Source organism: Paenibacillus rubinfantis, assembly GCF_001486505.1.
GTDB classification, from domain to species: domain Bacteria; phylum Bacillota; class Bacilli; order Paenibacillales; family Paenibacillaceae; genus Fontibacillus; species Fontibacillus rubinfantis.
On record NZ_LN909066.1, the window covers coordinates 283805 to 307122 of the forward strand.

24 protein-coding genes, 1 tRNA gene and 1 pseudogene are annotated in these 23318 nt (G+C 54.1%); 4 read left to right on the forward strand and 22 right to left on the reverse strand.

Features of this window, described 5'->3' with window-relative positions; genetic code table 11:
• Nucleotides 1-236: 236 nt before the first annotated feature.
• From BN3277_RS25590 to BN3277_RS18880, 3 genes are all read right to left on the reverse strand, one after another.
• Nucleotides 237-599, reverse strand: coding sequence for a hypothetical protein (locus tag BN3277_RS25590; protein ID WP_148501077.1), 363 nt, complete (start codon nt 597-599; stop codon nt 237-239).
• Entirely contained in the window at nt 568-795 is a 228-nt protein-coding gene (locus BN3277_RS18875) for a hypothetical protein (RefSeq protein ID WP_148501079.1), read from the reverse strand. The genes BN3277_RS25590 and BN3277_RS18875 overlap by 32 nt, the downstream gene beginning before the upstream one ends.
• 270 nt (nt 796-1065) lie before the next feature.
• Nucleotides 1066-1139: transfer RNA gene (locus BN3277_RS18880), tRNA-Pro, on the reverse strand.
• A gap of 291 nt (nt 1140-1430) precedes the next feature.
• Between BN3277_RS18880 and BN3277_RS18885 the strand changes: the two genes are divergently transcribed.
• The gene (locus BN3277_RS18885) at nt 1431-1946 is read left to right on the forward strand and encodes a stalk domain-containing protein (RefSeq protein ID WP_059045404.1); all 516 of its coding nucleotides are present in this window, start codon (nt 1431-1433) and stop codon (nt 1944-1946) included.
• A gap of 150 nt (nt 1947-2096) precedes the next feature.
• Nucleotides 2097-3023, forward strand: a complete 927-nt coding sequence (locus tag BN3277_RS18890) for a polysaccharide deacetylase family protein (RefSeq protein ID WP_059045405.1) — start codon at nt 2097-2099, stop codon at nt 3021-3023.
• Here the strand turns inward: BN3277_RS18890 and trmD are convergent.
• The 9 genes from trmD to smc form a co-directional block, all read right to left on the reverse strand.
• Nucleotides 3004-3822: a tRNA (guanosine(37)-N1)-methyltransferase TrmD gene (trmD, locus tag BN3277_RS18895; protein ID WP_059045407.1), complete on the reverse strand. Its 819-nt coding sequence runs from the start codon at nt 3820-3822 to the stop codon at nt 3004-3006. The genes BN3277_RS18890 and trmD overlap by 20 nt on opposite strands.
• Nucleotide 3823: 1 nt before the next feature.
• Nucleotides 3824-4342: a ribosome maturation factor RimM gene (gene rimM / locus BN3277_RS18900; protein ID WP_059045409.1), complete on the reverse strand. Its 519-nt coding sequence runs from the start codon at nt 4340-4342 to the stop codon at nt 3824-3826.
• A 140-nt stretch (nt 4343-4482) separates the two neighbouring features.
• Nucleotides 4483-4713: a KH domain-containing protein gene (locus BN3277_RS18905; RefSeq protein WP_059045410.1), complete on the reverse strand. Its 231-nt coding sequence runs from the start codon at nt 4711-4713 to the stop codon at nt 4483-4485.
• Between the two features lie 22 nt (nt 4714-4735).
• Entirely contained in the window at nt 4736-5008 is a 273-nt protein-coding gene (rpsP, locus tag BN3277_RS18910) for a 30S ribosomal protein S16 (protein ID WP_059045412.1), read from the reverse strand.
• Between the two features lie 42 nt (nt 5009-5050).
• Complete coding sequence (gene ffh, locus BN3277_RS18915) at nt 5051-6427, reverse strand: signal recognition particle protein (RefSeq protein ID WP_059045414.1); 1377 nt, start codon at nt 6425-6427, stop codon at nt 5051-5053.
• A 51-nt stretch (nt 6428-6478) separates the two neighbouring features.
• On the reverse strand, nt 6479-6832 hold the full coding sequence (locus BN3277_RS18920) for a putative DNA-binding protein (protein WP_059045416.1): 354 nt from the start codon (nt 6830-6832) through the stop codon (nt 6479-6481).
• A 185-nt stretch (nt 6833-7017) separates the two neighbouring features.
• Entirely contained in the window at nt 7018-7665 is a 648-nt protein-coding gene (gene trhA, locus BN3277_RS18925; protein WP_059045418.1) for a PAQR family membrane homeostasis protein TrhA, read from the reverse strand.
• 103 nt (nt 7666-7768) lie between these two features.
• A complete protein-coding gene (gene ftsY, locus BN3277_RS18930) occupies nt 7769-8764 on the reverse strand; it encodes a signal recognition particle-docking protein FtsY (RefSeq protein WP_059045419.1) in 996 nt (331 codons plus the stop codon).
• Nucleotides 8765-8905: 141 nt separating this feature from the next.
• Nucleotides 8906-12478, reverse strand: a complete 3573-nt coding sequence (gene smc, locus BN3277_RS18935) for a chromosome segregation protein SMC (RefSeq protein ID WP_059045421.1) — start codon at nt 12476-12478, stop codon at nt 8906-8908.
• 176 nt (nt 12479-12654) lie between these two features.
• Here smc and BN3277_RS18940 point away from each other — a divergent pair, with 176 nt between their 5' ends.
• A complete protein-coding gene (locus BN3277_RS18940; protein WP_059045423.1) occupies nt 12655-14067 on the forward strand; it encodes a serine hydrolase domain-containing protein in 1413 nt (470 codons plus the stop codon).
• A 322-nt stretch (nt 14068-14389) separates the two neighbouring features.
• Here BN3277_RS18940 and rnc read toward each other — a convergent pair whose 3' ends face one another.
• The 10 genes from rnc to BN3277_RS18985 all read right to left on the reverse strand — a co-directional run bounded on the left by rnc (nt 14390) and on the right by BN3277_RS18985 (nt 22215).
• Nucleotides 14390-15097 (reverse strand): ribonuclease III, encoded by a 708-nt coding sequence (gene rnc, locus BN3277_RS18945; protein ID WP_059045425.1) that lies wholly within the window; start codon nt 15095-15097, stop codon nt 14390-14392.
• A 13-nt stretch (nt 15098-15110) separates the two neighbouring features.
• The gene (fabF, locus tag BN3277_RS18950) at nt 15111-16349 is read right to left on the reverse strand and encodes a beta-ketoacyl-ACP synthase II (protein ID WP_082691525.1); all 1239 of its coding nucleotides are present in this window, start codon (nt 16347-16349) and stop codon (nt 15111-15113) included.
• A gap of 128 nt (nt 16350-16477) precedes the next feature.
• A complete protein-coding gene (acpP, locus tag BN3277_RS18955) occupies nt 16478-16711 on the reverse strand; it encodes an acyl carrier protein (RefSeq protein ID WP_018750834.1) in 234 nt (77 codons plus the stop codon).
• Nucleotides 16712-16780: 69 nt separating this feature from the next.
• Complete coding sequence (fabG, locus tag BN3277_RS18960) at nt 16781-17530, reverse strand: 3-oxoacyl-ACP reductase FabG (RefSeq protein ID WP_059045429.1); 750 nt, start codon at nt 17528-17530, stop codon at nt 16781-16783.
• 126 nt (nt 17531-17656) lie between these two features.
• Nucleotides 17657-18592 carry an ACP S-malonyltransferase gene (fabD, locus tag BN3277_RS18965; protein ID WP_059045431.1) on the reverse strand — a complete coding sequence of 312 codons (936 nt, stop codon included), beginning with the start codon at nt 18590-18592 and terminating at the stop codon, nt 17657-17659.
• Between the two features lie 50 nt (nt 18593-18642).
• A complete protein-coding gene (locus BN3277_RS18970) occupies nt 18643-19632 on the reverse strand; it encodes a beta-ketoacyl-ACP synthase III (RefSeq protein WP_187380106.1) in 990 nt (329 codons plus the stop codon).
• A gap of 9 nt (nt 19633-19641) precedes the next feature.
• Nucleotides 19642-20628 carry a phosphate acyltransferase PlsX gene (plsX, locus tag BN3277_RS18975; protein WP_059045434.1) on the reverse strand — a complete coding sequence of 329 codons (987 nt, stop codon included), beginning with the start codon at nt 20626-20628 and terminating at the stop codon, nt 19642-19644.
• The gene (fapR, locus tag BN3277_RS18980) at nt 20612-21208 is read right to left on the reverse strand and encodes a transcription factor FapR (protein WP_082691526.1); all 597 of its coding nucleotides are present in this window, start codon (nt 21206-21208) and stop codon (nt 20612-20614) included. Before fapR ends, plsX begins: the two co-directional genes overlap by 17 nt.
• A gap of 251 nt (nt 21209-21459) precedes the next feature.
• Nucleotides 21460-21633 (reverse strand): 50S ribosomal protein L32, encoded by a 174-nt coding sequence (gene rpmF, locus BN3277_RS25170; RefSeq protein ID WP_009222962.1) that lies wholly within the window; start codon nt 21631-21633, stop codon nt 21460-21462.
• 60 nt (nt 21634-21693) lie between these two features.
• Nucleotides 21694-22215, reverse strand: a complete 522-nt coding sequence (locus BN3277_RS18985) for a YceD family protein (protein ID WP_059045435.1) — start codon at nt 22213-22215, stop codon at nt 21694-21696.
• A 182-nt stretch (nt 22216-22397) separates the two neighbouring features.
• On the opposite strand from BN3277_RS18985, the pseudogene BN3277_RS25175 reads away from it, so the two are divergent.
• Nucleotides 22398-23313, forward strand: a pseudogene (locus BN3277_RS25175) (tRNA(Met) cytidine acetate ligase).
• Nucleotides 23314-23318: the final 5 nt, after the last annotated feature.

Genomic DNA, 23318 nt, shown 5'->3' on the forward strand with positions numbered 1-23318 from the left:
CTGCATAGTATGAGGACGATGGACGAACGGTATGGGCGACTAACGGTTAACTATGGCAACGAACTCGCTTGGTTTCGCCGTCATCTCGATCCAAGCCGGCCGAAACCCACTTTTAAAGGCATTCCGCACGGACTTAGCGTTGATGAAGGGTTGCTGCATAGCCATATCCCATCTTTCTAAATTAGTCATAGACATAAACTCTCGATTTAACAGACAAGATGGAGTGACTTTTCGAATTACATATGTAGAAATTTAGATAATTGCTGCATTATGTTTTTATATTCCTCTGGAGAGGGGCCTTGAGGTATTTTAAACAATAACTGCTCTCGATTTATTGTGTAAAGTTTACTTGTCCGAACACTAGTAGGAAGTTTCAATCTCACTTGAATATCATATGGATTGCGAGGTGGCGACTTAGTGCAGCTACAAACAACAACATCCTCGTTGTCCTCATCTCCAACAATAAAAACTGGAGCTTCTCTTACAGGTTGTCCTATGGTTGAATACCTCGCAAAGAAAAAGTCGCCATGCTTAGCTTTTCTTCTTGCTTCAGCTAATTGGGCGACCTTATTGCTGCTTGAGGATTTTTCTGAGTTCATCTTCATACCAACCTTTAAAATACTCCATGTCATTTTCCATATCTTTTGCGTCAGACATTGTCACTTTCATGGGTTCAATTTTATCTAGACCTAATAATTTTTCTATTTCAGCGATACTTCTTTTTGATTTACTTCGAAGTTTTTTTGTTAATGCAACTGAGCGAAGCGCAGAAGACTTTCTTAATACCACACTCATTTTTTTCAACTCCTTGTTGCTCAATGCACTCATCTCCAAGTAAATTTTCACTTGGTAAAAGCGTTGGCATTTGAGCAAATTTACATACAAAGCAGGTATAAAGGATAAAAGTACAACTACATTGTACCATGTTCCACATAACACATACAACGACAGGTGGGAAAATTATACAGCAAAAAAGACCACTCCCTAAAGCAGATGTTAATCTGTCAGGTGTAGTCTTATATAGCAACATTATTTCTGACTTTGATCACATTAATAAAGGAAAAATCGGAGTAGCGGGATTCGAACCCACGGCCTCACCCACCCCAAGGGTGCGCGCTACCTGACTGCGCCATACCCCGATATGAAAACATGGAGGTTAACGTTTTGCCGTTCCTCGTTAACCGTTTATCAATCGCATGTTTCCATTATAAGCCATAGGCGCGCACCCTCGCAAGAGTTTAGACGTCCACCGCCTAAGTCCCTATTTCGCTTCGCTGCCCGCTTGCCCCCTTCTCTTTGTCCAATATTCCCTATCCACTAGTCCTATCGTCCCGTCGTCTCTTCTCCAAAATAACCCATAAATCCTATGTCATTGGATGAACTTGTGGGTAATATTCTTAGAAGATGACTAAGCGATTGGAGGAATTGGTATGAAAAAATTTGTACTCGCGGTAGTGGCTTGTGCCTTGCTAGGCTCGGCTACTGTGGTGGGGGCTGCCCCCGCAGCAAAAGCGGTTAGAGCCAGCATTAAGTATTTCAATTATGTGGTGAACGGGCAAACCAAGCTGACTGCGGATGCACTGGTCTTTAACGGAACCACGTATGTCCCGATTCGGGAAGCTGCAAGCCTGTTTAACTATGACACGACCTATGATGGTGCAACCAAAACCATTTCATTCACTACAAAGAAGGATTGGATCACCTTGTCTGAACTGGTCGCAGCGAACACGCGCCTTTCCGCTTCGCAATCCGATGATACTCCCAACGTGTACGTCATCCGATCGGGAGGCGAAATCGCCTTTAGCCTCAACGCCTCGAACCTGAAGGACGGGGAGACAACTTCCGTCGTGACAAATCGTTCTCACTTGATTGCCGTGAAGAAAGAGTTGGGATCGGTGGTTTTAAGCAAAAAAGACGTCATCGCCGCCGGCTATATCGTCGAATAATACCAATTGAGCAAAACCCTCGGGTAGTTACCCGGGGGTTTTGTTGTTTGGATCTATAAAAAAAGTACCTATTGCAATCAAATCGTAACCACTTCGTTTTTGTATACCAATAAAATAGATTTATTAGAGAAAATAGGAGACTTTGGAGAGATGAGAAAAAGATTATCGAATTATGTACTATTTTGCTTAGCTATTTTGATTCTTGTATATTCGGCTGCAGTGACCCATCCGAATACGGTATTGGCACGTAAAGCATGTACTTCATGGAGTATGGTTAAAAATATGGTTTTTACGACAAGCCATCCTCATCATGAGTCTTCTCCAACGCTGCCTAAGGGCTTTTCCATCGCCCCGGGCACCGCAGCAGAAGTGCCCGTGCTGATGTATCATTACCTTACCCCCAAACAATACAATAAAGAACCTGGCAACAACTCGATGATTAATCTCGAGGCTTTTGAACAAGAGATGGCTTATCTCCATGAACAGGGGTATTATACAGCCTCTTTAAGCGAGCTTGAACAATACGTTAGGGGACAAATGACCTTGCCCGCCAAGAGCGTCGTGATTACCTTTGATGACGGATACCAAAATAACTATATCTATGCCTATCCGATTCTCAAAAGTTATGGATTCAAAGCCGCCATATTTGTCATTGGCAGCAAAATAGAAGAAGAAACGCAGGTCTTTGATCCCGCAAAGAAAACGTATCTCTCGAAGGAAGAAATCAAAGCGGCGGGCGATGTGTTCGAGTTTCACAGCCATACTTACGATCTGCATTACAAAGGCTTCGAAAAATGCGGAGTTGCTGCATCCGCAGGACTAGACTCCTCGTTGATCCAAGAGGATATCACCAAGATGAAGGAAACCGTGGTAGACTCCCCTTATTTTGCTTACCCTTTTGGTGAGAAATCCAAGCAAATGATTTATGAACTGCAGGAGAATGGGTATCGCATGGCTTTCACGGTTCGCCAAGGCTTTGTGAAGCCCGGTGACCGGTTAATGACCTTAAACCGATTAACGGTCACATCTAATACCGACATGAAGACCTTACTTAATCCTACTCTTTCTGAGGATTAGCTTTCATTTGCTCCAGCCAACGTTGTTCTTGAGCTGATAATTCCACCTTTTCCAGCAAGTCTGGACGTCGCTCCAACGTTCGGCGGAGCGCTTCCTTACGCCGCCATTCATCGACATTGGCATGATGTCCGCTCAGCAGAATGTCCGGCACCTTCCAACCGCGAAATTCGACCGGGCGCGTGTAATGCGGATACTCCAGCAACCCGGTGCTGAACGAATCGGTTACGGCGCTTGTTTCATTGCCCAATACACCGGGCAGCAGGCGCGTGACGCTGTCGATTACAATCATCGCTGGCAGCTCCCCGCCAGTCAGCACATAATCGCCGATCGACAGCTCATCGGTGACCAGATGCTCACGAATCCGTTCGTCATAACCCTCGTAGTGGCCGCAAATAAACACCAGATGGTCCTCCTGGGCCAATTCCTCCGCTTTCTTCTGCGTAAACGTCTCGCCTTGCGGGCACATCAGGATAATCCGCGGGGGACGGCTGGAAGCGTTAGGGGTCAAGCCGGGGTCCGCGGCTACGGCCTTCTCGTCTGACGACCCTCCCGCTTCCTCGCCGGCAGTTCGCCCGAGCAAGTCCTCCACTGCGCGGAAGATCGGCTCCGGCTTGAGGACCATCCCGCCCCCACCGCCATATGGCGTATCATCTACGCTGCCATGCTTATTCCCCGAATAATCCCGGAAATTGATCGCATTTAACGATACGATCCCTTTATCTTGAGCTTTCCCGAGAATGCTGCTGCCGAACACGCCGGCGAACATTTCCGGAAACAAGGTCAACACATCCACTCGCATGTTACAACAGCCCTTCCATGACATGCACTTTGACGATTTTCTCCTTTACGTCTACGTCAAGGACAACATCATCGATGACTGGAAGCAGCAACTGCTTGCCGTTCGGCAGCTTAGCCACCCATACATCGTTTGCTCCAGGCCGTAAAATCTCGATGATTTCGCCAAGATCCTCCCCCTCATCGCTAACGACCTTGCAGCCGATGATTTCATGGAAGTAATATTCGTTTGCCGGCAACTCCACGGTTTCCGCTTTGCTCACCTTCAGATCCCGGCCTTTAAAAGGCTCCACCTCGTTGATATTGGAAAACTCGGCGAATTTGACGATATACATCTGTTTGTACGGACGGGCTGTCTGCACGGTGACCTCTTGCCGTTCTCCCGTTTCTGGATGAATGATCAGAAGCCGTTTTTTCGGGGCAAAGCGCACCTCCGGAAAATCCGTCTGCAGCAGTACCCGAAGCTCCCCGCGAATCCCGTGCGTATTCACGATTTTGCCCACCGACAATAATGAATCCGACATAATAACCTCCCGATTGATATCTCCTCGTCGTTCTCGCAGCTGACCCCTTCCGTCCCAGGATCCTTCTGCTTCAGCATGTACGAAAAAGGGCTAGGACAAACATCCTAACCCGCTTTCGTCTACCATTATGAAGTTGCCGATCAAGACATGATATCCACGGTGACCCGCTTATCCATCTTGACCGCTGCCGATGCTACGACCGTGCGGAGTGCCTTGGCGATTCTCCCCTGTTTGCCGATGACCTTCCCTACATCGTCAGGATGTACGGAAAGCTCATAGACGATCAGGTGATCCTTCTCCACGACCTCCACGCGCACGTCGTCCGGATGATCAACAAGAGCCTTCGCGATAACGCCGACTAATTGTTCCATATACGACCCTCCGAATCAGCAATTATTTCTGCTGTCTAAGCTCATGGAATTTCTTCATAACGCCTGCTTTGCTCAGCAGATTGCGAACGGTATCAGATGCTTGCGCACCATCTTGGAGCCATTTCAATGCTTTCTCTTCATCGATGTTGACTACTGCCGGTTGTGCAACCGGGTTATAGTAACCAATCTCCTCGATAAAACGGCCGTCACGCGGGGAACGAGAATTCGAAACCACGATACGGTAGAAAGGAGCTTTATGAGCACCAATACGTTTCAAACGGATACGAACTGCCACGAAATTCACCTCCTTCAAAGAATGAACTTTAGTTTATTAAGATTAACGGAAAGGGAAACGCATCCCTTTGCCGGCTTTGCTTAATTGCTTCATCATCTTGTTGCCTTTGCCTTTCGGCCCCATCATGTCGGAGAACTGCTTCATCACGCGGCGCATTTCGTCAAATTGCTTGATCAAGCGATTGACATCGGCGAGCGTGGTCCCGCTGCCTGCGGCAATCCGCTTGCGCCGGCTATGATTGATCATGTCGGGATGTTGCTTCTCCTCTTTGGTCATCGAATGCACGATGGCTTCCACCCGGCCCATTTGCTTCTCGTCCACCTGGACGTTCTGCATCTGTTTCATCTTGCCCATGCCGGGGATCATGTCCATCAGCTGATCCAGCGGACCCAGCTTCTTCACCTGATCCATCTGCTCCAGGAAATCCTCGAACGTAAACTCCGCATTGCGCATTTTCCGTTCCATTTCCTTGGCTTTCTCCGCATCGATGTTGGACTGCGCCTTCTCGATCAGCGACAGCATGTCGCCCATCCCGAGAATCCGCGAGGCCATCCGCTCCGGATGGAACGGCTCCAGCGCATCGATCTTCTCGCCAAGTGCGGCGAACTTAATCGGGCAACCGGTCACCGCTTTAACCGACAACGCCGCACCGCCTCGGGTATCGCCATCCAGCTTGGTCAGCACAACCCCGGTTAGCGTCAACTGCTGATTGAAGCTCTCCGCTACGTTTACCGCGTCTTGACCGGTCATGGCGTCCACGACCAGCAACACTTCATCCGGATTCGTCACTTCATGGATTTGCCGCAGCTCCTCCATCAACTCTTCATCCACATGCAGCCGGCCTGCGGTATCAATCAGCAGGTAATCGTTGCCGTTATCTTTGGCATGCTGCAGCGCCTGACGGGCGATTTCAACCGGGCTGTTCCCCTCCGGCAGCGTAAAGACCGGCACTTTGATCTGCTCGCCGAGCACCTGGAGCTGCTTGATCGCTGCGGGACGATAGATATCCCCCGCCACGAGCAGCGGCCGGTGATTCTCTTTCAAGAGAAGCTTGGCCAGCTTCGCCGAGGTGGTGGTCTTCCCGGCGCCTTGCAGGCCCGCCATCATAACGACGGTAGGCGGCCGGTTGCTGCGAGACAGCTTGGCTTGGCTTCCGCCCATCAGCTCGGTCAGTTCTTTGTTGACGATATCGATGATGACCATCCCCGGCGTAAAGCTGTCCATGACCTCTTTGCCGACGGCCTTCTCCTTCACCTTGGCGATGAATTCCTTGACGACTTTAAAGTTGACGTCCGCTTCCAGCAAAGCGAGCCTTACCTCGCGCATCGCTTCGTTGACATCATCCTCCGAGACCTTGCCTTTCCCGCGTAGCTTGCTGAACACGTTCTGCAGGCGGCTTGTCAAACCTTCAAATGCCATATCACCGTCACCCCCATTCACAAAATGGTTGATTTAATCTATATCGTCATCTTACAATTGCTCCGCCTCGCGAAGCAAATTTCTTGCCGTTTCTTTATGTAACGGGGACATCGCGCTGTCGTCAACCAACTGCTCCAGCCGAGATAACACGCCGCTCCTTGCTTCGTGCTTCTTCAGCAGGCCCAGCTTCTCCTCGTACGTTTCCAGCATGCCTTCGGCCCGTTTGATATGCTCATATACCGCCTGACGGCTGATCTCGAATTCGGCGGCGATTTCCCCCAGCGAAAAGTCATCGAGAAAATAATATTTTAAGAAGGTCTGCTGTTTCTCCGTAAGCAGCGCTTCATAGAAGTCAAACAAAAGGTTGATCCGGTTCGTCTTCTCAAGCCTATTCTCCTGACTCATCTGGGCACCCCCTCCGTCAAGGAAAAACACTTTACAGCGCATCAACTTTTCCTATGATACCGAATGCCAGGATGGATGTCAAGCATTTTTCCTTAACATCAAATTAAACGCCGCTAACCGATGTTTATCCGGCAAAAAAGCCGCCTTCCGATGCTTCGGAAAGCGGCTTGCTCCTCATCAGCGACTTAACGACCGGGCAGCAGATACAGCAGTATCGCAAAGAAATGCGTGACGCTGCCGCCAAGTACGAACAGATGCCAGATCGCATGGTGGTAAGGGAACCCCCGCCATACATAAAAGATCGTTCCCAACGTGTAGGCCAATCCGCCCGCAACCAGCAGGACGATCCCCTGATGCGGCATTGCCGCGGTTAGCGGTCCCCAAACGATCACGATCAGCCAGCCCATGATCAGGTAGAAAAACGTCGACATGAACAGAAACCTTTTGACGAAAAAGGCTTTGAAGACGACGCCAAGCAGCGCAATCCCCCAAATGGTACCGAACAAGCTCCAGCCAAGTGCTCCTCGTACTGCCACCAGTAGAAATGGAGTATACGTCCCCGCGATATAAATATAGATGGAGGAATGATCGAAAAACTCGAACAAATCCTTCAACTTGCCTTCCCTAAAGCTGTGCACAAGGGTGGAGCACAGGTATAGCAGCAGCATGCTCGCCCCGTAAATCGTAAAGCTGACGACATGCCAAGCTGTACCCTTCATACTGGAAAAAACGATCAGCAATACTAATCCCGCTACACTGAGCAAGGCGCCGATTCCGTGAGTGATCGCATTGGCGATTTCCTCGCGGCGGTCGTAAGTATGCGTATTGGCCATCCTGTCACCTCCTATAAATCTCTTGATTAGTATGTCTTACCGGGCGTCCGCCTATGATCATCATACGGCGGAGCCCCGCTGAATGTTACAACAGACTGTTGAATTAAGCCTCTTCGGCTTCTTCCTCCTCCGCAATTAAGCCGGCAAACAAGCCGTGTACAAATTGCTCGGAATCAAATTTTTGCAGGTCGTCCATTTTCTCGCCAAGGCCAACGAATTTCACCGGAAGGCTAAGCTCCTGACGGATGGCGATGACAATCCCGCCCTTGGCGGTCCCATCCAGCTTGGTGAGCACGAGACCGGTTACGCCGCTTTTCTCGCCAAACAGCTTCGCTTGGCTCAACGCGTTTTGTCCAGTGGTGGCGTCCAGCACCATTAACACCTCATGCGGAGCGCCCGGAATTTCCCGCTGGATAACGCGGTAGATTTTGTTCAGCTCCTCCATGAGGTTGGATTTATTCTGCAGACGCCCTGCTGTATCGCACAGCAGGATATCCGCCCCGCGCTGCTTGGCGGCCTGAACTGCATCGAACATCACCGCCGCCGGATCGGAACCGGCTTGTTGCTTGATCACGTCTACCTCGGCCCGTTTACCCCACACCTCCAGCTGCTCGATCGCACCAGCGCGGAACGTGTCACCGGCGGCCAGGATCACCTTCTTGCCCTGCTGTTTATAATAATGGGCCAGCTTGCCGATCGTTGTCGTTTTGCCGACGCCGTTGACGCCAACGAACAAAATCACGCTGATCCCATCCGGATTCAAATGCATTTCGCTGTCTTCATCCCCGCGCAGCAGCTCGGTCAGCTTCTCCGACAGCAGCGGCTGCAGCTCGGCTGCATCCTCGATGCGGCGCTGCTTCACTTCCGCCCGCAGATCGTCGATCAGCTTCAGCACGGTGTTTACGCCAACATCGGCGCCAATCAGGATTTCCTCCAGCTCTTCGAAAAATTCCTCATCGATTTTTTTGCGCCGGGTCACGAGCTCCGTTACTTTTTCAACAAAGCCTTTGCGGCTCTTCTCCAGCCCGTCCCTGAATTGTTTCGTTACGGATTCCGTTTTGGATGCAATGCTTTCTTTCAGTTTCTTAAAGAAACTCATAGGGAAAATTTCCTCCTTCATCACTTCAACTCATTATCGCATACCGCGAGGATGCAAGCAATTTTCTCACCTGCGGGGTCGAAATAAAAACGTGGCAGGAGAGCCAAGCCATCGTCTTGACTCCCGTGCCACCGTAAGTGCTTAAGCGATTTCGACCGTCTCTTCGTCCTCCAGCTTCACGGAGACCAGCTTGGATACGCCGCCCTCCTCCATCGTCACGCCGTACAGCACGTCGGCTTCTTCCATTGTACCTTTGCGGTGAGTGACGACGATAAACTGGGTCTGCTCGGAGAACTCGCGTAAATATTGAGCGAACCGAGCCACGTTAGCCTCGTCCAGCGCCGCCTCAACTTCGTCGAGCACGCAGAACGGCACCGGCTTCACCTGCAGGATCGCAAACAGCAGCGCCATCGCGGTTAACGCCCGCTCTCCCCCGGAGAGCAGTTGCAGATTTTGCAGCTTCTTGCCCGGCGGCTGGGCAACCACGTCGATCCCTGTATCCAGCAGATTGTCCGGATCAACCAGAATCAGATCCGCCCGTCCGCCGCCAAACAGCTTCGAGAAGACGATGACGAATTCGCGGCGAATTGCGTCAAATGTCGTCTTGAAGCGTTTGGACATCTCCTCGTCCATCTCGCGGATCACCTGGTACAACGTCGTTTTCGCTTCGACGAGATCATCCTTCTGCTCGCTAAGGAACTGGTACCGCTCGGACACGCGGTTATATTCCTCAATCGCGCCGAGGTTCACCTCGCCAAGCAGCGTGATTTGCCGTTTCAACTCCTTGACATCCGCCTGGGTTTGCGGCACATCCTCCGGCACGGCGTAACGCTGCTTCGCCAGCTCATAGCTAAGCTCGTAATCCTCGGACAGCTTGCGCAGGATATTGTCCAGCTCCACGTCGAGGCGGTTGGCCTGAATTTCCGTCTGGCGCAGCTGCTCCTCGACGGCCTTCAGCCCCAGCCGCTGCTCCTTCGTTTCGCTTTCGCCTTCCTCCAGCTTCTTCACAAGCACGGCGCGCGAAGCGCGCTCCAGTTCCAGTTGCTCGCTGGCCCGCTCCTTCTTCAGCTTGAAGTCGTTGAGTTCTTCCCGCTGTTTGACGGTCTGCTCTTCATTTTGCTTGAGGTCCGCTTCGATGGATTGCAGAATCGTACGGTTTTGCCCCAGCTCACGCTCCTGCACCTTGAATTCGTCCTCCGCACGGCGCAACTGCTCGCGCAGCGACTGGCATTCCTGATCCAGCTTACCTTCTCGGACCTTCAAGCCGGTCAGCAAATCCTGCAGTTCCTCCTTAGCCGATTCGCTCGCTTTGCGCGCGAACTCGGCGGCCCGGATCGATTGCTGAACGCTTTGCTCCTCTTTCTCCAGCTCGACCAGGCGTTCTTCCGCCGCTTTCTTCGTCGCTTCGAGATCCTCGAGCTCCTTCAAGTAGTGGCCCTTCTCCTGGCCGTACAGCTCAAATTGCTCGGAGACGTGGCGCCACTCGTGGTCGACCTGCTTCAGGTCGCCCGCGCAGGCCTGCTCCTCGACCCGCTTGGCATCGCCGGCTTCGCGCAGACGCGTTAGCTCGCTTTCCGCTTTAGCCAGCTGGCTGCGAACATCCACCAAGCCTTTGCGCAGCTTGTCCAACATTTCCTCGCACTCGCGAATGTCGCTTGCGAGCTGGTCGAGCTGCCGCTTGCGTCCCAGCAGGTTGCTGTTTTTACGATGCTGGCTGCCCCCGGTCATCGAGCCGCCGGCATTCACGACGTCGCCTTCCAGCGTCACGATACGGAAGCGGTATTGCAGGCGTGCCGCCATCTTGTTGGCCCGTTCCAGGTCGCTTGCAAAAACAACGTTGCCCAGCAGGCTGCCGACGATGTCCTTGTACCGTGGCTCATAGCCGACCAGCTCGGCACCGATTCCCACGAATCCGTCCGCTTCCTCCAGCAGACGTTTGTCCGCTGCGGAAATCTGACGCGGACGAATGACGTCCAGCGGCAGGAACGTTGCCCGGCCCAGCTGACGCTGCTTCAGAAAGGCGATCGCTTGGCGCGATACGGCCTCGTTCTCCATGACGATATGCTGCATGGCGGCGCCCAGCGCCGTCTCAACGGCAAGCTCCAGCTTCTCGGGAACCCGAATCAGTTCGGCCACCGCGCCGTGGACCCCGGATAACGCTGATTTTTTCGAAGCCTTCAGGACTTCCTTCACGCCCAGGACAAACCCGTCGTAATCGTCCTCCATCTCCTTCATCGTGTCGCGCCGGGCAACCAACGCTTCGCGCTTCTGCTCCCATTTGCGGAGGTTGCTCTGGCTCTCTTCCAGGAGCTTCTGCAGCGAATTCACGCGCTCGCTTTCCTGAATGTATTGTCCGCGTAAATCGGCAATCTCCTTGCCCAGCTTTTCCAGCGTCTTCTCGAGCTCGGCTTTGCTCCCCTTGAGCCGCTCCAGCTCATCCGTCCATTTCACGCCTTCTTCTTCGGCGCGTTCCATGCGGCGTTTGACGCTTTCCTTCTGCTGATCGGCATAATGGATCTCATTGCGCGATTGCGCCATCCGGTTCATGATGTCCAGCAATTGGCCTTTCAGGCCTTCTTCTTGCGCTTGGCTGATGCCGCCAGTCACGCCGATCAGCTTCGCTTCCTCCGCCGCCAACTCATTGCGCAGCTCGTTTAACTGCTGCTCCGCTGCAGTGAATTTGGACGCCAGCTGTTCCTTTTCCTGCTGCCGCTGAGCAAACCGCTCCTCGCTGACCTCCAGCGATTGACGCAGCTGCTCGCGGTTTTGGGTCAGGTTTTTGGCGCGCTCCTTTAGGACCTCACCATAACCTTCCGTTTTCTCATAGCTTTCGCTGTATTCGAGCAATTGTCCTTGCAGCAGTTCAATTTGGTCCTCGACCTGACGGAGGGCCAGCCGGTCGCTCTCCAGTTTGGCATCATGCGCGGAGACGACAGTCGACAACGCCAGTTGCTCCTCCTGCAGCTTGGCCAGCTTGGCATTAGCCTCGCTCCACGATTCATGGATCTGCTCAATCTGATGTACGTATAACGAGATTTCTTTATTTTTTAATTGCTCGCGCAATTCCTTGTATCTGAGCGCTTTCTCCGATTGCTCCTTCAGCGGTTCGATCTGGTCTTCCAACTCGGTCACCAGGTCGTTAATACGCAGCAGGTTCTGCTCGGTCTCATCCAGCTTGCGACGAGCATCGCGCTTGCGGCTCTTGTATTTCACGATCCCCGAAGCCTCTTCAAAAATACCGCGGCGATCCTCCGAACGGGTACTTAAAATCTCCTCGATCCGGCCTTGCCCGATGATAGAGTATGCTTCCTTCCCGATCCCCGTGTCCATAAACAGCTCGGTGATATCCTTCAGCCTGCAGGCCTGTTTGTTGATAAAATATTCGCTGTCTCCGCTGCGATGGACCCGCCGGGTGACCGTCACTTCGCTGAAATCCAGCGGCAGCGCCTGATCGGTGTTATCCAGCGTCAATGAAACCTCGCTGAAATTCACCGCCTTGCGCGCATCGCTGCCGGCAAAAATGATATCTTCCATTTTCCCGCCGCGCAGCGATTTGGCGCTTTGTTCCCCGAGCACCCAGCGGATGCCGTCGGAGATGTTGCTCTTGCCGCTGCCGTTAGGTCCAACCACGGCGGTAATCCCGCGGACGAATTCCATCTCCGTCTTATCGGCGAACGATTTGAAGCCCGCTAACTCTATCCGTTTCAAAAACATACGTTCACTATCACCTCTACCGACTATTGTAACATACCGCAGGCCCCGGAGGACAGGCAATCCGTCCCGTATGGGAACGGGGCACGACGCTTCCCTCATACGCTTGAAATCCCATGATCTTTTTGCTAGTGTGATAGAAAATCCAATCTCTTATATCGGTAAAAGGAGCTTCTTAGATGAGCACTAGAAAACATTCTTACCTCACCGGCCTGTTGCTGGCGGTAGGCCTTGGAGCCAGTTCCCTGTTAGCACCTGCGCTCCCGGTGGTAGCTGCCCAGCAGACGCAGGCGGTAACCTCCGCGAAAGTGACGATCCAAGGACAAGCGGTCGCTTGGACAACTTCACCGCTGATCTACCGCGGAGTGACTTATGTGCCGCTGCGCGAGGCAGCCGAGCGCCTGGGTGCGGAAGTGAAATGGAACACCGCCAAGCGCGCTTCGGAGCTTCGGTGGCACGGCGATACAATCCTGTACCGCGCCGGCACAGGTCTGTTCAGCGTAAACGGCAATACAATCCGGACGAGCGGCGGCTCGCTTGTTCGCGGCGGTGTCACGATGGTGCCGCTGCGGGGGTTGGCGGAGGTGTTGAAAACCGACTTCCGTACCGTGACGGTGGGCAAAACGGTGCAAGTTGACTTAACGCCGGACTCGGCGACGATTCGCTTCCCCGAAACCGAGGCAGCCGACCGCTATTTGATCGCCCAGCGATATTCCGGCATCGCTTTGATCGCCAAAGGGGATCAGGTGCTGCTGCGCAAAGGCTACGGTTATGACGGAGAAAATCATCTCGTCCGCGCCGATCGCAAATCGCGTATCGGGTCGCTGACCAAATCATTTACGGCATCGGCCGTGATGAAGCTGGCCGAGGAAGGGAAGCTGAAGCTGGACGATTCGCTGGAATCGTATTTTCCCGGTTTCCCTGGCGGGGACCGGATTACCATTCGCCTGCTATTGTCCCACCTATCGGGCATTAACCCGAACTTTCCGCGCGAAGCTGGCATGACCTTGCAGGAGACGATCGAGGCCATCCGAGCCAAACCGCTGCTTGTTGAACCAAACACTAAGTTTATTTACAGCAATAGCGGTTATGTTATCTTGGCGGGAATCATCGAGAAAGCCTCGGGGATGCGTTACGGTGATTATTTGAAGCAGAACTTCTTTGAACCATTGGGCTTAAACGCGACCGGAGAAGCGAAGCCCTCCATCCCGGTGATCCAAGGTTACGTTAGCGTCGGAGATCAATTGTGGGCACCGGCAGGTCCTTACATCTCCCAATCTGGTACCGGCACGTTGTATTCCAGCGTCGACGACATGCTGACCTGGGTCCGCTCCTTCGAGACGGAATGGGTGCTTCACCAATCGTCGATCTCCCAAATGTTCACCCCGTATTCCGCAAAAAACTACGGCTACGGCTGGATGATCGGAGAGGCAAACGGTGTCACGCGCGTCTTTCACAACGGCAGCGGCACCGGTTATGCTACCGGCATGTCCCGGGAGCTCGGCGGCGGGTATACCCTGATCCTGCTTGGCAACCATGCTGGCATGGATACGCTGACGTTGATGACGGAGCTTCGCAAACGGCTGCCTTAGCTTTAATCTAAAGAACAACCTGGTGTCCAGGGTTGGAAGGCTGATTGACGGCGATGCTTCGCTAACGCTTGCCAGGAAGCTTATTAAGTCAAAAAACACGGAGTTTCGAAGCTAACGCTGACCAGCAAGCTTATGAACACCAAATAACCCCTTTTGGGGTGAAAAACCGCAGAATAAGCTTCCTCACAAGCGTTACATTTCAGAATCCCAAATCAATGCCTCGATAGGAACGCTGATCAGCGTTAGAGCTCCACCGAAACACACGGCTCAAAAAAAGGTCGTCCCCCACTGGTCCATAAGACCTGGGGGACGACCTTTTGATTTATTTTTCGTCAAGCTGAGTTTGATTCAGCATCTCCAACGCCACAGCCGCCGCCTGCTGTTCGGCTTCCTTCTTGGATCTGCCGGTTCCCTGGCCGAGCGGACGCCCTTCCATGCAAACTTCCGCGACGAATTCGCGTTCATGAGCCGGCCCGCGTTCTTCCACGATCCGGTATTCCAATGCGCCCATACCGTGGTGTTGCGTTAGCTCTTGCAGCTCCGTCTTGAAGTCACTGGTCGCCAGCTTGCCATCCAGGGTCAATTTAGGGAAGACGTGGCGGTGAAGGAACGCAGTGACGGCTTCCAGGCCCTGGTCCAGATATAAAGCGCCGATAAAGGATTCGAAGACATCCGCAAGCAGTGCCGGACGGGTACGTCCACCCGTTAGCTCCTCGCCTTTGCCCAGCAGGACGTAATGTCCAAATTCCAGGCTTTCGGCAAACTTCACAAGCGACGGCTCGCAGACGATGGCGGCACGAAGCTTGGTCAACTCACCTTCGGGACGATCCGGAAATAAGCGATATAAATGCTCCGAGACGGTCAATTCGAGAACGGCGTCACCCAGAAATTCCAGGCGTTCGTTATCCTCGTATTGGCTGAAGCGATGCTCGTTCACGTAGGACGCGTGGGTGAAGGCTTGTTTCAGAAGCTGCCGATTTTGGAATGCCAGTTCAAGTTTTTGCTGTAACTGCTTCAGATCTCCATTCACCAGACTTAACCCCTTATGCTTCGAATTTCTTCATAATGATCGTGGCGTTATGTCCGCCGAATCCGAACGAATTGGACATCGTGACGCGGACGTCCGCACGTCTGGCTTCATTGGGTACGTAATCCAGATCGCACTCCGGATCCGGATGCTCTAGGTTGATCGTTGGCGGAATGACCCCGTGTTGCAAGGTAAGTCCGCAAATGACGCCCTCCACACCGCCGGCAGCCCCAAGCAGGTGACCGGTCATCGATTTAGTCGAGCTGACGGCCAATTTGTAGGCATGGTCGCCAAACGCACGCTTGATCGCAATCGTCTCCGAGCGGTCACCAACCGGCGTTGACGTCCCATGGGCGTTGATGTAATCCACTTCCTCCGGCGCGATGCCGGCATCGCGGATCGCCATCTTCATGCAGCGCTCCGGACCGTTCGGATCCGGCTCGGTCATATGGTGTGCGTCTCCGCTCAACCCGTAGCCGATCACTTCGCCATAGATTTTGGCGCCGCGCTTCTGCGCATGCTCCAACGATTCCAAGATCAGAATACCGGCGCCTTCGCCCATAACGAAACCGTCGCGCTCCATGTCAAACGGCCGGCTGGCTTTCTCCGGTTCGTCGTTTCGGGTCGACATCGCCCGCATCGAACAAAATCCCGCCATCCCGGTCGGACGGATCGTTGCTTCCGCGCCTCCGCAAATCATCACATCGGCATCACCCCGTTGGATGAGCTTGTACGAATCGCCGATGGAATGAGTTCCGGTCGCGCACGCAGTCACCGCCGTCGTGTTGGGTCCCTTTGCGCCAAACAGGATCGAAACATGGCCCGAAGCCATATTGGCAATCATCATCGGAATAAAAAATGGGCTGACACGTTTCGGACCTTTCTCCAGCAAAATATTATGCTGATCTTCCCAAGTTCCGAGACCGCCGATCCCCGAACCGATCATCACACCAACCCGCTCCGGATCGGCCTGCTCGGCGATGTTCAGCCCGCTGTCTTTCATCGCGTTCACCGCAGCCGCCGTCGCGAACTGCACGAAGCGGTCCATTTTCCGCGCTTCCTTCCGATCGACATAATCCTCAGGGTTAAAATCTTTCACGGAAGCCGCAATTTGTGTTGGGTATTCGCTGACGTCAAACGCCTCAACCCTCGAAACGCCGGATTTCCCCTGAACCAGGTTGCTCCACAGCGTGTCCAGTTCATGGCCCAGTGCCGTCACGACCCCCATTCCTGTAACTACTACTCTATGCTTCAAACACACTCACCTCGTATGGACTTCATGTGTACTTATCGTTCTTGGTCTTAAGCACGAATGCGTGCAGAGGGTAAAGATGAGGAGAAGTCCCGCCTGCTATGTAGGAGGTACGGGACTTTGGGATGACATTAGGTATGAGATTGTATGTAGTTTACAACTTCACCTACAGTCGTAATCTTCTCTGCATCTTCGTCGGAAATTTCCAGATCGAATTCATCTTCCAATTCCATGACCAATTCAACTACGTCGAGCGAATCCGCACCTAAGTCGTCTTTGAAAGACGCTTCCAGCGTCACTTCGGCTTCATCAGCGCCGAGGCGATCAACAACAATGCGTTTTACGCGATCCAATACATCGGACATCCGGTTCACCTCCTCTTTGGTATTATAAGAGATTTGAAGTTAAAATGCCATAGAAGCGAAAGGCGCGATTTACATATACATTCCGCCGTCCACGTGCAGCGTCTGTCCGGTCATATAGGCCGCGCTGTCCGAAGCGAGGAACTGAACCACGCTAGCGATCTCCTCCGGCTGTCCCAAACGGGCTAACGGGATATCTCCAAGCAGCTTCTGGCGATATTCCTCCGGAAGCTCACCCGTCATATCGGTATCGATAAACCCGGGAGCGACGCAGTTGACAGTAATTCCGCGCGAAGCCAGTTCGCGGGCCGATGATTTCGTCAGACCGATGACCCCGGCTTTGGCAGCGACATAATTCGCTTGACCTGCATTGCCAAGCACGCCAACTACCGAAGAGATATTGATAATCCGTCCCGAGCGCTGCTTCATCATCGGGCGGGTCACGGCTTTGATCCCGTTAAAAACGCCCTTCAGATTCGTCTCGATGACTTGATCAAACTCCTCTTCCTTCATACGCATAATTAAATTATCTCTTGTAATTCCTGCGTTATTCACCAGAATATCGATCCGACCCCACGCATCAAGCATGGATTTCACCATTTGCTCGAATTGTTCGCTGTTGCCTACATGCGCTTTCGCGGCATAGGCTTTCACGCCAAGTGCCTCGATTTCGGAAACGACGCGGGCGGCTGCCTCTTCATTCCCCGCATAGTTGACAACAATATCGGCACCAGCTTCAGCCAAAGTCAGCGCAATGCTGCGGCCGATGCCGCGGGAGGCTCCCGTTACCAAAGCGGTTTTGCCTTGAAGCGGTTTGCTCATCGGTTCATCTCCTTTCGCATCCAAATCAAAATCAAAACTCCGTCTTGCCTAACATAAACTAACTCACATCGCCATTCCTTGAGCCGAAGCGGCACCTTTGCGGCGATGGTAGAACCTCAGGGCGGATTAACTCAAAGCGGCAGCCGTTTGCTCCAGGCTGTCCAGCCCGCTGACGTTAAAGAGCCGCACTGATTTATCGATTTTCTTGATTAATCCGGTCAAGACGCTGCCGGGGCCGATCTCCACGAAAGTATCCACTCCCTGCGAGATCAGCCAGCCTACGCTGTCTTCCCATAGCACGGGAGAATACACTTGACGCACCAGCAGCTCCGCGATTTCCGCCCCATTCTGGACGGGACCCGCCGTGACATTGGCAACGAGCGGGATTTCCGCGTCACGGAACGATGCGGTGGACAACCGTTCTCCCAGCCGCTCGGCCGCCGCCTTCATTAAAGAGGAATGGAACGGCCCGCTCACTTCAAGCGGAATCGCCCGCTTGGCGCCGATCTCCTTCACTCGTTCCACAACGAGTTGAACCCCTTCTTGGCTTCCCGAAACGACAATTTGCCCTGGGCAGTTCACGTTCGCCAGTTCCACCAGCGCACCGCCGGCCGTAATCTCCGCGCACAGCTGTGCCAGCGCTTCGCGTTCGCCGCCAAGCACCGCCGCCATCGCGCCTTGTCCGCCCGGTACCACTTGCTCCATATATTCGCCGCGGGCCCGCACGAGCTTCACGGCATCCTCGAAGTCCAGCACCCCAGCGGCTGTCAGCGCGCTGTATTCACCTAAACTGTGCCCGGCAACGTAATCCGGCTTGAAGCCTTTGGCTGCAAACGCCTCATACAACGCCACGCTTGTCGTTAGCAGCGCCGGCTGCGTATTGGCCGTTTGCTTCAGCTCCGTGTCCGGCCCGCCGAAAATCAACTCGCTCAGTGAGAAGCCAAGCTGTGCATCGGCCGTCTCGAAGCGCGCCCGCGCCGCCGGCAACGCATCATATATATCCTTGCCCATTCCTACGCTTTGGGAACCCTGTCCCGGAAAAACAAAAGCGATTTTGCCCATCCTGTGCACTCCCTATCGTAAAAGTCCGGTTTGAAAGCTCGAAAGTGAAATTACCACACCAGCACGGACGCCCCCCAGGTCAATCCGCCCCCGAAGCCCACCAGCAGGATCGTGTCGCCTGCCTTCATCCGTCCCTCTTCCGCAGCCTCTACCAGCGCCAGCGGAATGGAAGCGGCCGACGTGTTCGCGTATTTATCCACGTTGATGACGCATTTCTCCTCCGGCAGGTCCAAGCGCTGCATCGCGGATTGGATAATCCGAATGTTCGCCTGGTGCGGCACAAACAGGTCGATATCCTCTTTGCTCTTCCCGGCTTTGCGAAGCACCTCTTCGGTTGCCGTCCCCATCACGCGAACGGCAAACTTGAAGACTTCGCGCCCGTTCATGTAGATATAGTGCTTGCGATCCGCAATCGTCGCCTCCGAAGCCGGCAACCGGGAACCGCCCGCCTCCAGTTTCAGCAATTCGCCGCCAGCGCCTTCCGCGCCGAGATCAAAGGAAAGGAACCCTCGGCCCTCCGGCACCTCGCCGAGAATTACGGCCCCGGCACCGTCCCCAAACAACACGCAGGTGTTCCGGTCCGAATAATCCGTGATCCGGGACAACGTGTCCGCGCCGATCACCAGCGCGTTCTTGTACATCCCCGTCTGGATAAAGCCGTTTGCCGTCGCCATACCATACACGAACCCCGAGCAAGCTGCGGACAAATCGAAGGCCGCCGCTTTCTTGGCTCCGAGCTTATCCTGCAAAATGCAGGCCGTCGACGGAAATGCCGTGTCCGGCGTAATCGTGGCTACGATAATTAGGTCCAGTTCCTCCGCCTTCAAGTTCGCAGACTCCAAGGCACGAACGGCCGCCTCATAAGCTAGGTCGGAGGTCGCCTGATCCGGCGCCGCGATATGGCGCTCCTTGATCCCCGTCCGCGAGACGATCCACTCGTCGTTCGTGTCCACCATTTTCTCTAGATCCGCATTCGTCAACACTTTCTCCGGTACGTATTTTCCAGTTCCGATAATTCCTACCGATCGTAAATTGATCACTCTCGTCACTCACTTCCCGCTGATTTCCCGTGCTATGCTCTCCGTCAAATGGCTTTGCAACGCCGTCCGGGCCTGGCGTACGGCGTTTTTGATCGCGCCGCCGTCCGAGGACCCGTGGCCCTTCACGACCAGACCGCTTAGACCAAGAAGCGGTGCTCCCCCATGCTCCTTATAGTCCATCATCGTCTTCAAGCTGCGCAGCGAGGGCATTAGCACGGCTGCAGCCAGCTTATTTTTCAGAGATTTCGTAAATTCCTGCTTTAAGATCGAGAACATTGCGCCCGCTGTACCTTCCAGCGATTTCAACAAAATATTACCGGCAAAGCCGTCGCAGACGAGCACATCGCAAGCTCCGGTTAACACGTCCCGGGCTTCGACATTGCCGACGAATTGGATCGGCATCGCCTCCAGCAGCGGAAACGCCGCTTTGGTTAACTCGTTGCCCTTCATGGCCTCCGTGCCGACATTTAGCAGCCCTACCCTAGGTTTGGCGATGCCATGCACCTTTTCCCGATAAACGCTGCCCATCAGCGCGTACTGCGCCAGGTGCTCCGGCTTCGCGTCCATGTTCGCGCCCAGATCGAGCGCCAAGACCCCGCGTCCATCCAGGGTCGGAATCATCGGCGCCAGCGCCGGCCGCTCGATCCCTTCCATCCGCCCAACCACCAGCAGCCCCGTCGTCATCAGCGCGCCGGTATTGCCTGCGGAAATCATTGCCGCCGCTTCGCCCTCGCGAACGAGTCGTCCGGCGACGACCATCGACGCGTCCTTTTTGCGGCGAACCGCCTTCACCGGTTCATCCTCCGCTTCGATCACTTCCGACGCGTGGTGAATCCGTAAATTCGCCGGGGCGCCTTGCACCATCGGCTTCAGCACCTGCTCGTCGCCGACTAGAATGATCTCGATGTCGCCCCATTCCTTGGCTGCGGTCAGCGCGCCTTCGACCGTGCTTTGCGGCGCGTGATCCCCGCCCATGGCATCAATGGCGATTTTCATGCTGACTTCCTCCTTCTGGATTGTCCTCTCCGGTAGACCGGTAGATGACGAAATTCCCCTGAAATACCATTTCTTCGCCTACGTAGGTAAACACTTCGACCTTCGCTTTGCCTTTCTGGCCGGAGCTGGGCCGAACGTAAGCTTTCGCGATACATTTCTCTCCTAAATGAACCGACCGGATAAACCGGATGTCCGCGGAAAACGTCAACGCGATCTCGTCGTTAATAACGGCTACAGCCAGGGAGTTGGCCTGCGCAAACACATGGTGGCCCCGAGCGATGCCTGTCCGAGAGAACACGTGCTCCTCGCGGATTTCAAAGATGGAGATCCCGCTCTTGTCCAACTGCAGATCGACGATTTCCCCGATGACCTCATGCAGCGGCAAGGAACGAACCTGGTCGTACGAGCGTTCCGCCATCAGCTTCATCCGTTCCCGGAGCTCGGGGATGCCCAGCTCCATCCGGTCAAGCCGGATCGTCTGGATGCTGACTTTTAGTTGTCGCGTCAGCTCCTGGTCCGTAATAAACGGATTGGCTTCTATCATTTGGACGAGCTGCTGCTGCCTCGCCCGCTTCGGCAAACGTTCGATGGGTATCCCCCCCTGATGATTAAGTTTCTGACGTTGGTCTCATCTATAGAATCAAACGATCTTTTTTATATGTAAAATTTCACGTCGTTTTTTAGAACCTGGTACTAAAATGTAGTATAATGCATCCCGCCCCAAAAGAAAAGCGAAATCGCCACAAACCTCGCGTGAGGCCGGGCCGGAGAAGACAAAAAAAATAGCACCTCACCGAAATGAAGTACTACTTTGAGTTGGATGCCTAAAGCTTATTGGCCGATAATTTCTCTCGATTTGTATGTTCCGCAAACTTTGCATACGTGGTGAGCAAGCTTCAATTCTCCGCATTGTTCACATTTTACCATGCCCGGCACAGCCAATTTGAAATGCGTGCGGCGTTTGTCGCGACGCGTTTTGGACGTTCTCCGTTGAGGTACTGCCATGGTTCCCACCTCCTTAATCAAGTCAACCCTTACCGGGGTTCATTCGTGTTGTTTACTTGCTTATTTTTTGAAAAAATCGCCGAGCGCTGCGAGCCGCGGATCGATCACGTCCGTATTGCAGCCGCATTCCTGCTCGTTCAGGTCGGTCCCGCAATTCGGACAAAGCCCTTTGCAGGATTCCTGGCACACGGCGGCATACGGAAGATGAAGCAGCAGCGTTTCTTCCACATACGGCACCAGATCGACCTTGTCGTCGGCGACATATTGCAAGTCTTCGTCTTCTTCCTGCGCCTGCATGTCCGTCTCGGGATCATCGCTTTGTTTGAAGCTTTCCGCAAACTCCGCTTGTACAACCCGTTTCAGGGGCTTCAGACACCGGGAACAGGTCATGTCGAGCTCGGCCTTCAGCTTGCCCGTAACAGCAACGACGTCTCCGCCTTCGGCTTCCGCCTGCAAATCAACTTGCAGCGGACTGATCGCGGTAATATCCCGGCGACCTTTCACGACGCGGCTAACGTCCAAAGTCTGATGGATCTTCACCGGAGCTTCGGACGAGGTTACCTGACGCAAATTCATAAACATCAGCATCACTCCAAACAAACAAAAATTATTATACCGATTTTAAGTAAGTTTTGTCAACAATAAAGCTGTTTTTCCGGTGAAAATACCGCGGCCGCTCCATTCTTTTAGCTCCGCTTCAAATTCATGGTATATTCATAGGTGATTGCTTCCACCCAAATCCCTAAATTAAGGAGTAGAACCCTTTGAATATCGTCGGTCTCATCGTGGAGTACAACCCATTGCATAACGGACACGCCTATCATTTCGCCGAGGCGAAGCGGCTAACCGGCGCCGAGGCGGTCATCGCCGTCATGAGCGGCGATTTCCTGCAGCGCGGCGAGCCGGCGCTCGTCGACAAGTGGGCCCGGGCGGAAATGGCCCTCCGCCTGGGAGTCGACATCGTGCTGGAGCTGCCGGTCGCCTATGCGGCCCAGCCGGCGGAGTGGTTCGCCTACGGAGCCGTGGCTTTGCTGGATGCGACGGGGCTTACGACGCATCTGTGCTTCGGCAGCGAAGCCGGTGCGCTGACGGCGCTGCTGCCGCTGGCCGAGCGGCTGGCCGCCGAACCGCAGGTCCACGGCGGACATCCTCGCCCGCGAATTCGCGGCGGGACGCGGGCCCGTGACGTGGGAGAGCTTGGCCGCGCCGCTCTTCCACCAGTTGCTCCTGGCGACGCCGGAGCAGCTCGCCGCCCTTCACGAGGTGACGGAAGGGCTGGAATACCGGATCAAAAAAACGCTGACCCGCTTAACGCAGCCCACCGTGGCCGAGCTGCTGGCACAGCTCAAAACGAAACGCTACACCCATACCAAGCTGCAACGCACGCTTTTGCATATTCTCCTGCAGCATCCCCGCGAGCTGCTGGCGCCAGAGGCGCTTGCCCAGGGCCCGGGGTATCTGCGTGTGCTAGGCTTCAGCGCGGCCGGACAACAGCTGCTGAAGCGGATGAAGCAAACGGCCCGGTTGCCGATTCTCACCCGGGCCGCCGAACTCGACCATCCGCAGCTTGCTCTAGATATCCGGGCGGCCGCCGCTTATGCCAACGCGCTGCCGCAGCGCCGGGCGGAGGAGCTGCAGCGCGAGTACCGTCAGGCTCCCCTACGCCTGCCAGATCTTTAAGTCAT

What these genes read in the sequence shown, in the direction of transcription:
- BN3277_RS25590 (WP_148501077.1), bottom strand. Translation starts at nt 599, where the DNA reads ATGAACTCAGAAAAATCCTCAAGCAGCAATAAGGTCGCCCAATTAGCT.
- BN3277_RS18875 (WP_148501079.1), bottom strand. Translation starts at nt 795, where the DNA reads ATGAGTGTGGTATTAAGAAAGTCTTCTGCGCTTCGCTCAGTTGCATTA.
- BN3277_RS18885 (WP_059045404.1), top strand. Translation starts at nt 1,431, where the DNA reads ATGAAAAAATTTGTACTCGCGGTAGTGGCTTGTGCCTTGCTAGGCTCG.
- BN3277_RS18890 (WP_059045405.1), top strand. Translation starts at nt 2,097, where the DNA reads ATGAGAAAAAGATTATCGAATTATGTACTATTTTGCTTAGCTATTTTG.
- trmD (WP_059045407.1), bottom strand. Translation starts at nt 3,822, where the DNA reads ATGCGAGTGGATGTGTTGACCTTGTTTCCGGAAATGTTCGCCGGCGTG.
- rimM (WP_059045409.1), bottom strand. Translation starts at nt 4,342, where the DNA reads ATGTCGGATTCATTATTGTCGGTGGGCAAAATCGTGAATACGCACGGG.
- BN3277_RS18905 (WP_059045410.1), bottom strand. Translation starts at nt 4,713, where the DNA reads ATGGAACAATTAGTCGGCGTTATCGCGAAGGCTCTTGTTGATCATCCG.
- ffh (WP_059045414.1), bottom strand. Translation starts at nt 6,427, where the DNA reads ATGGCATTTGAAGGTTTGACAAGCCGCCTGCAGAACGTGTTCAGCAAG.
- BN3277_RS18920 (WP_059045416.1), bottom strand. Translation starts at nt 6,832, where the DNA reads ATGAGTCAGGAGAATAGGCTTGAGAAGACGAACCGGATCAACCTTTTG.
- trhA (WP_059045418.1), bottom strand. Translation starts at nt 7,665, where the DNA reads ATGGCCAATACGCATACTTACGACCGCCGCGAGGAAATCGCCAATGCG.
- ftsY (WP_059045419.1), bottom strand. Translation starts at nt 8,764, where the DNA reads ATGAGTTTCTTTAAGAAACTGAAAGAAAGCATTGCATCCAAAACGGAA.
- smc (WP_059045421.1), bottom strand. Translation starts at nt 12,478, where the DNA reads ATGTTTTTGAAACGGATAGAGTTAGCGGGCTTCAAATCGTTCGCCGAT.
- BN3277_RS18940 (WP_059045423.1), top strand. Translation starts at nt 12,655, where the DNA reads ATGAGCACTAGAAAACATTCTTACCTCACCGGCCTGTTGCTGGCGGTA.
- acpP (WP_018750834.1), bottom strand. Translation starts at nt 16,711, where the DNA reads ATGTCCGATGTATTGGATCGCGTAAAACGCATTGTTGTTGATCGCCTC.
- fabG (WP_059045429.1), bottom strand. Translation starts at nt 17,530, where the DNA reads ATGAGCAAACCGCTTCAAGGCAAAACCGCTTTGGTAACGGGAGCCTCC.
- fabD (WP_059045431.1), bottom strand. Translation starts at nt 18,592, where the DNA reads ATGGGCAAAATCGCTTTTGTTTTTCCGGGACAGGGTTCCCAAAGCGTA.
- plsX (WP_059045434.1), bottom strand. Translation starts at nt 20,628, where the DNA reads ATGAAAATCGCCATTGATGCCATGGGCGGGGATCACGCGCCGCAAAGC.
- rpmF (WP_009222962.1), bottom strand. Translation starts at nt 21,633, where the DNA reads ATGGCAGTACCTCAACGGAGAACGTCCAAAACGCGTCGCGACAAACGC.
- BN3277_RS18985 (WP_059045435.1), bottom strand. Translation starts at nt 22,215, where the DNA reads ATGTTTATGAATTTGCGTCAGGTAACCTCGTCCGAAGCTCCGGTGAAG.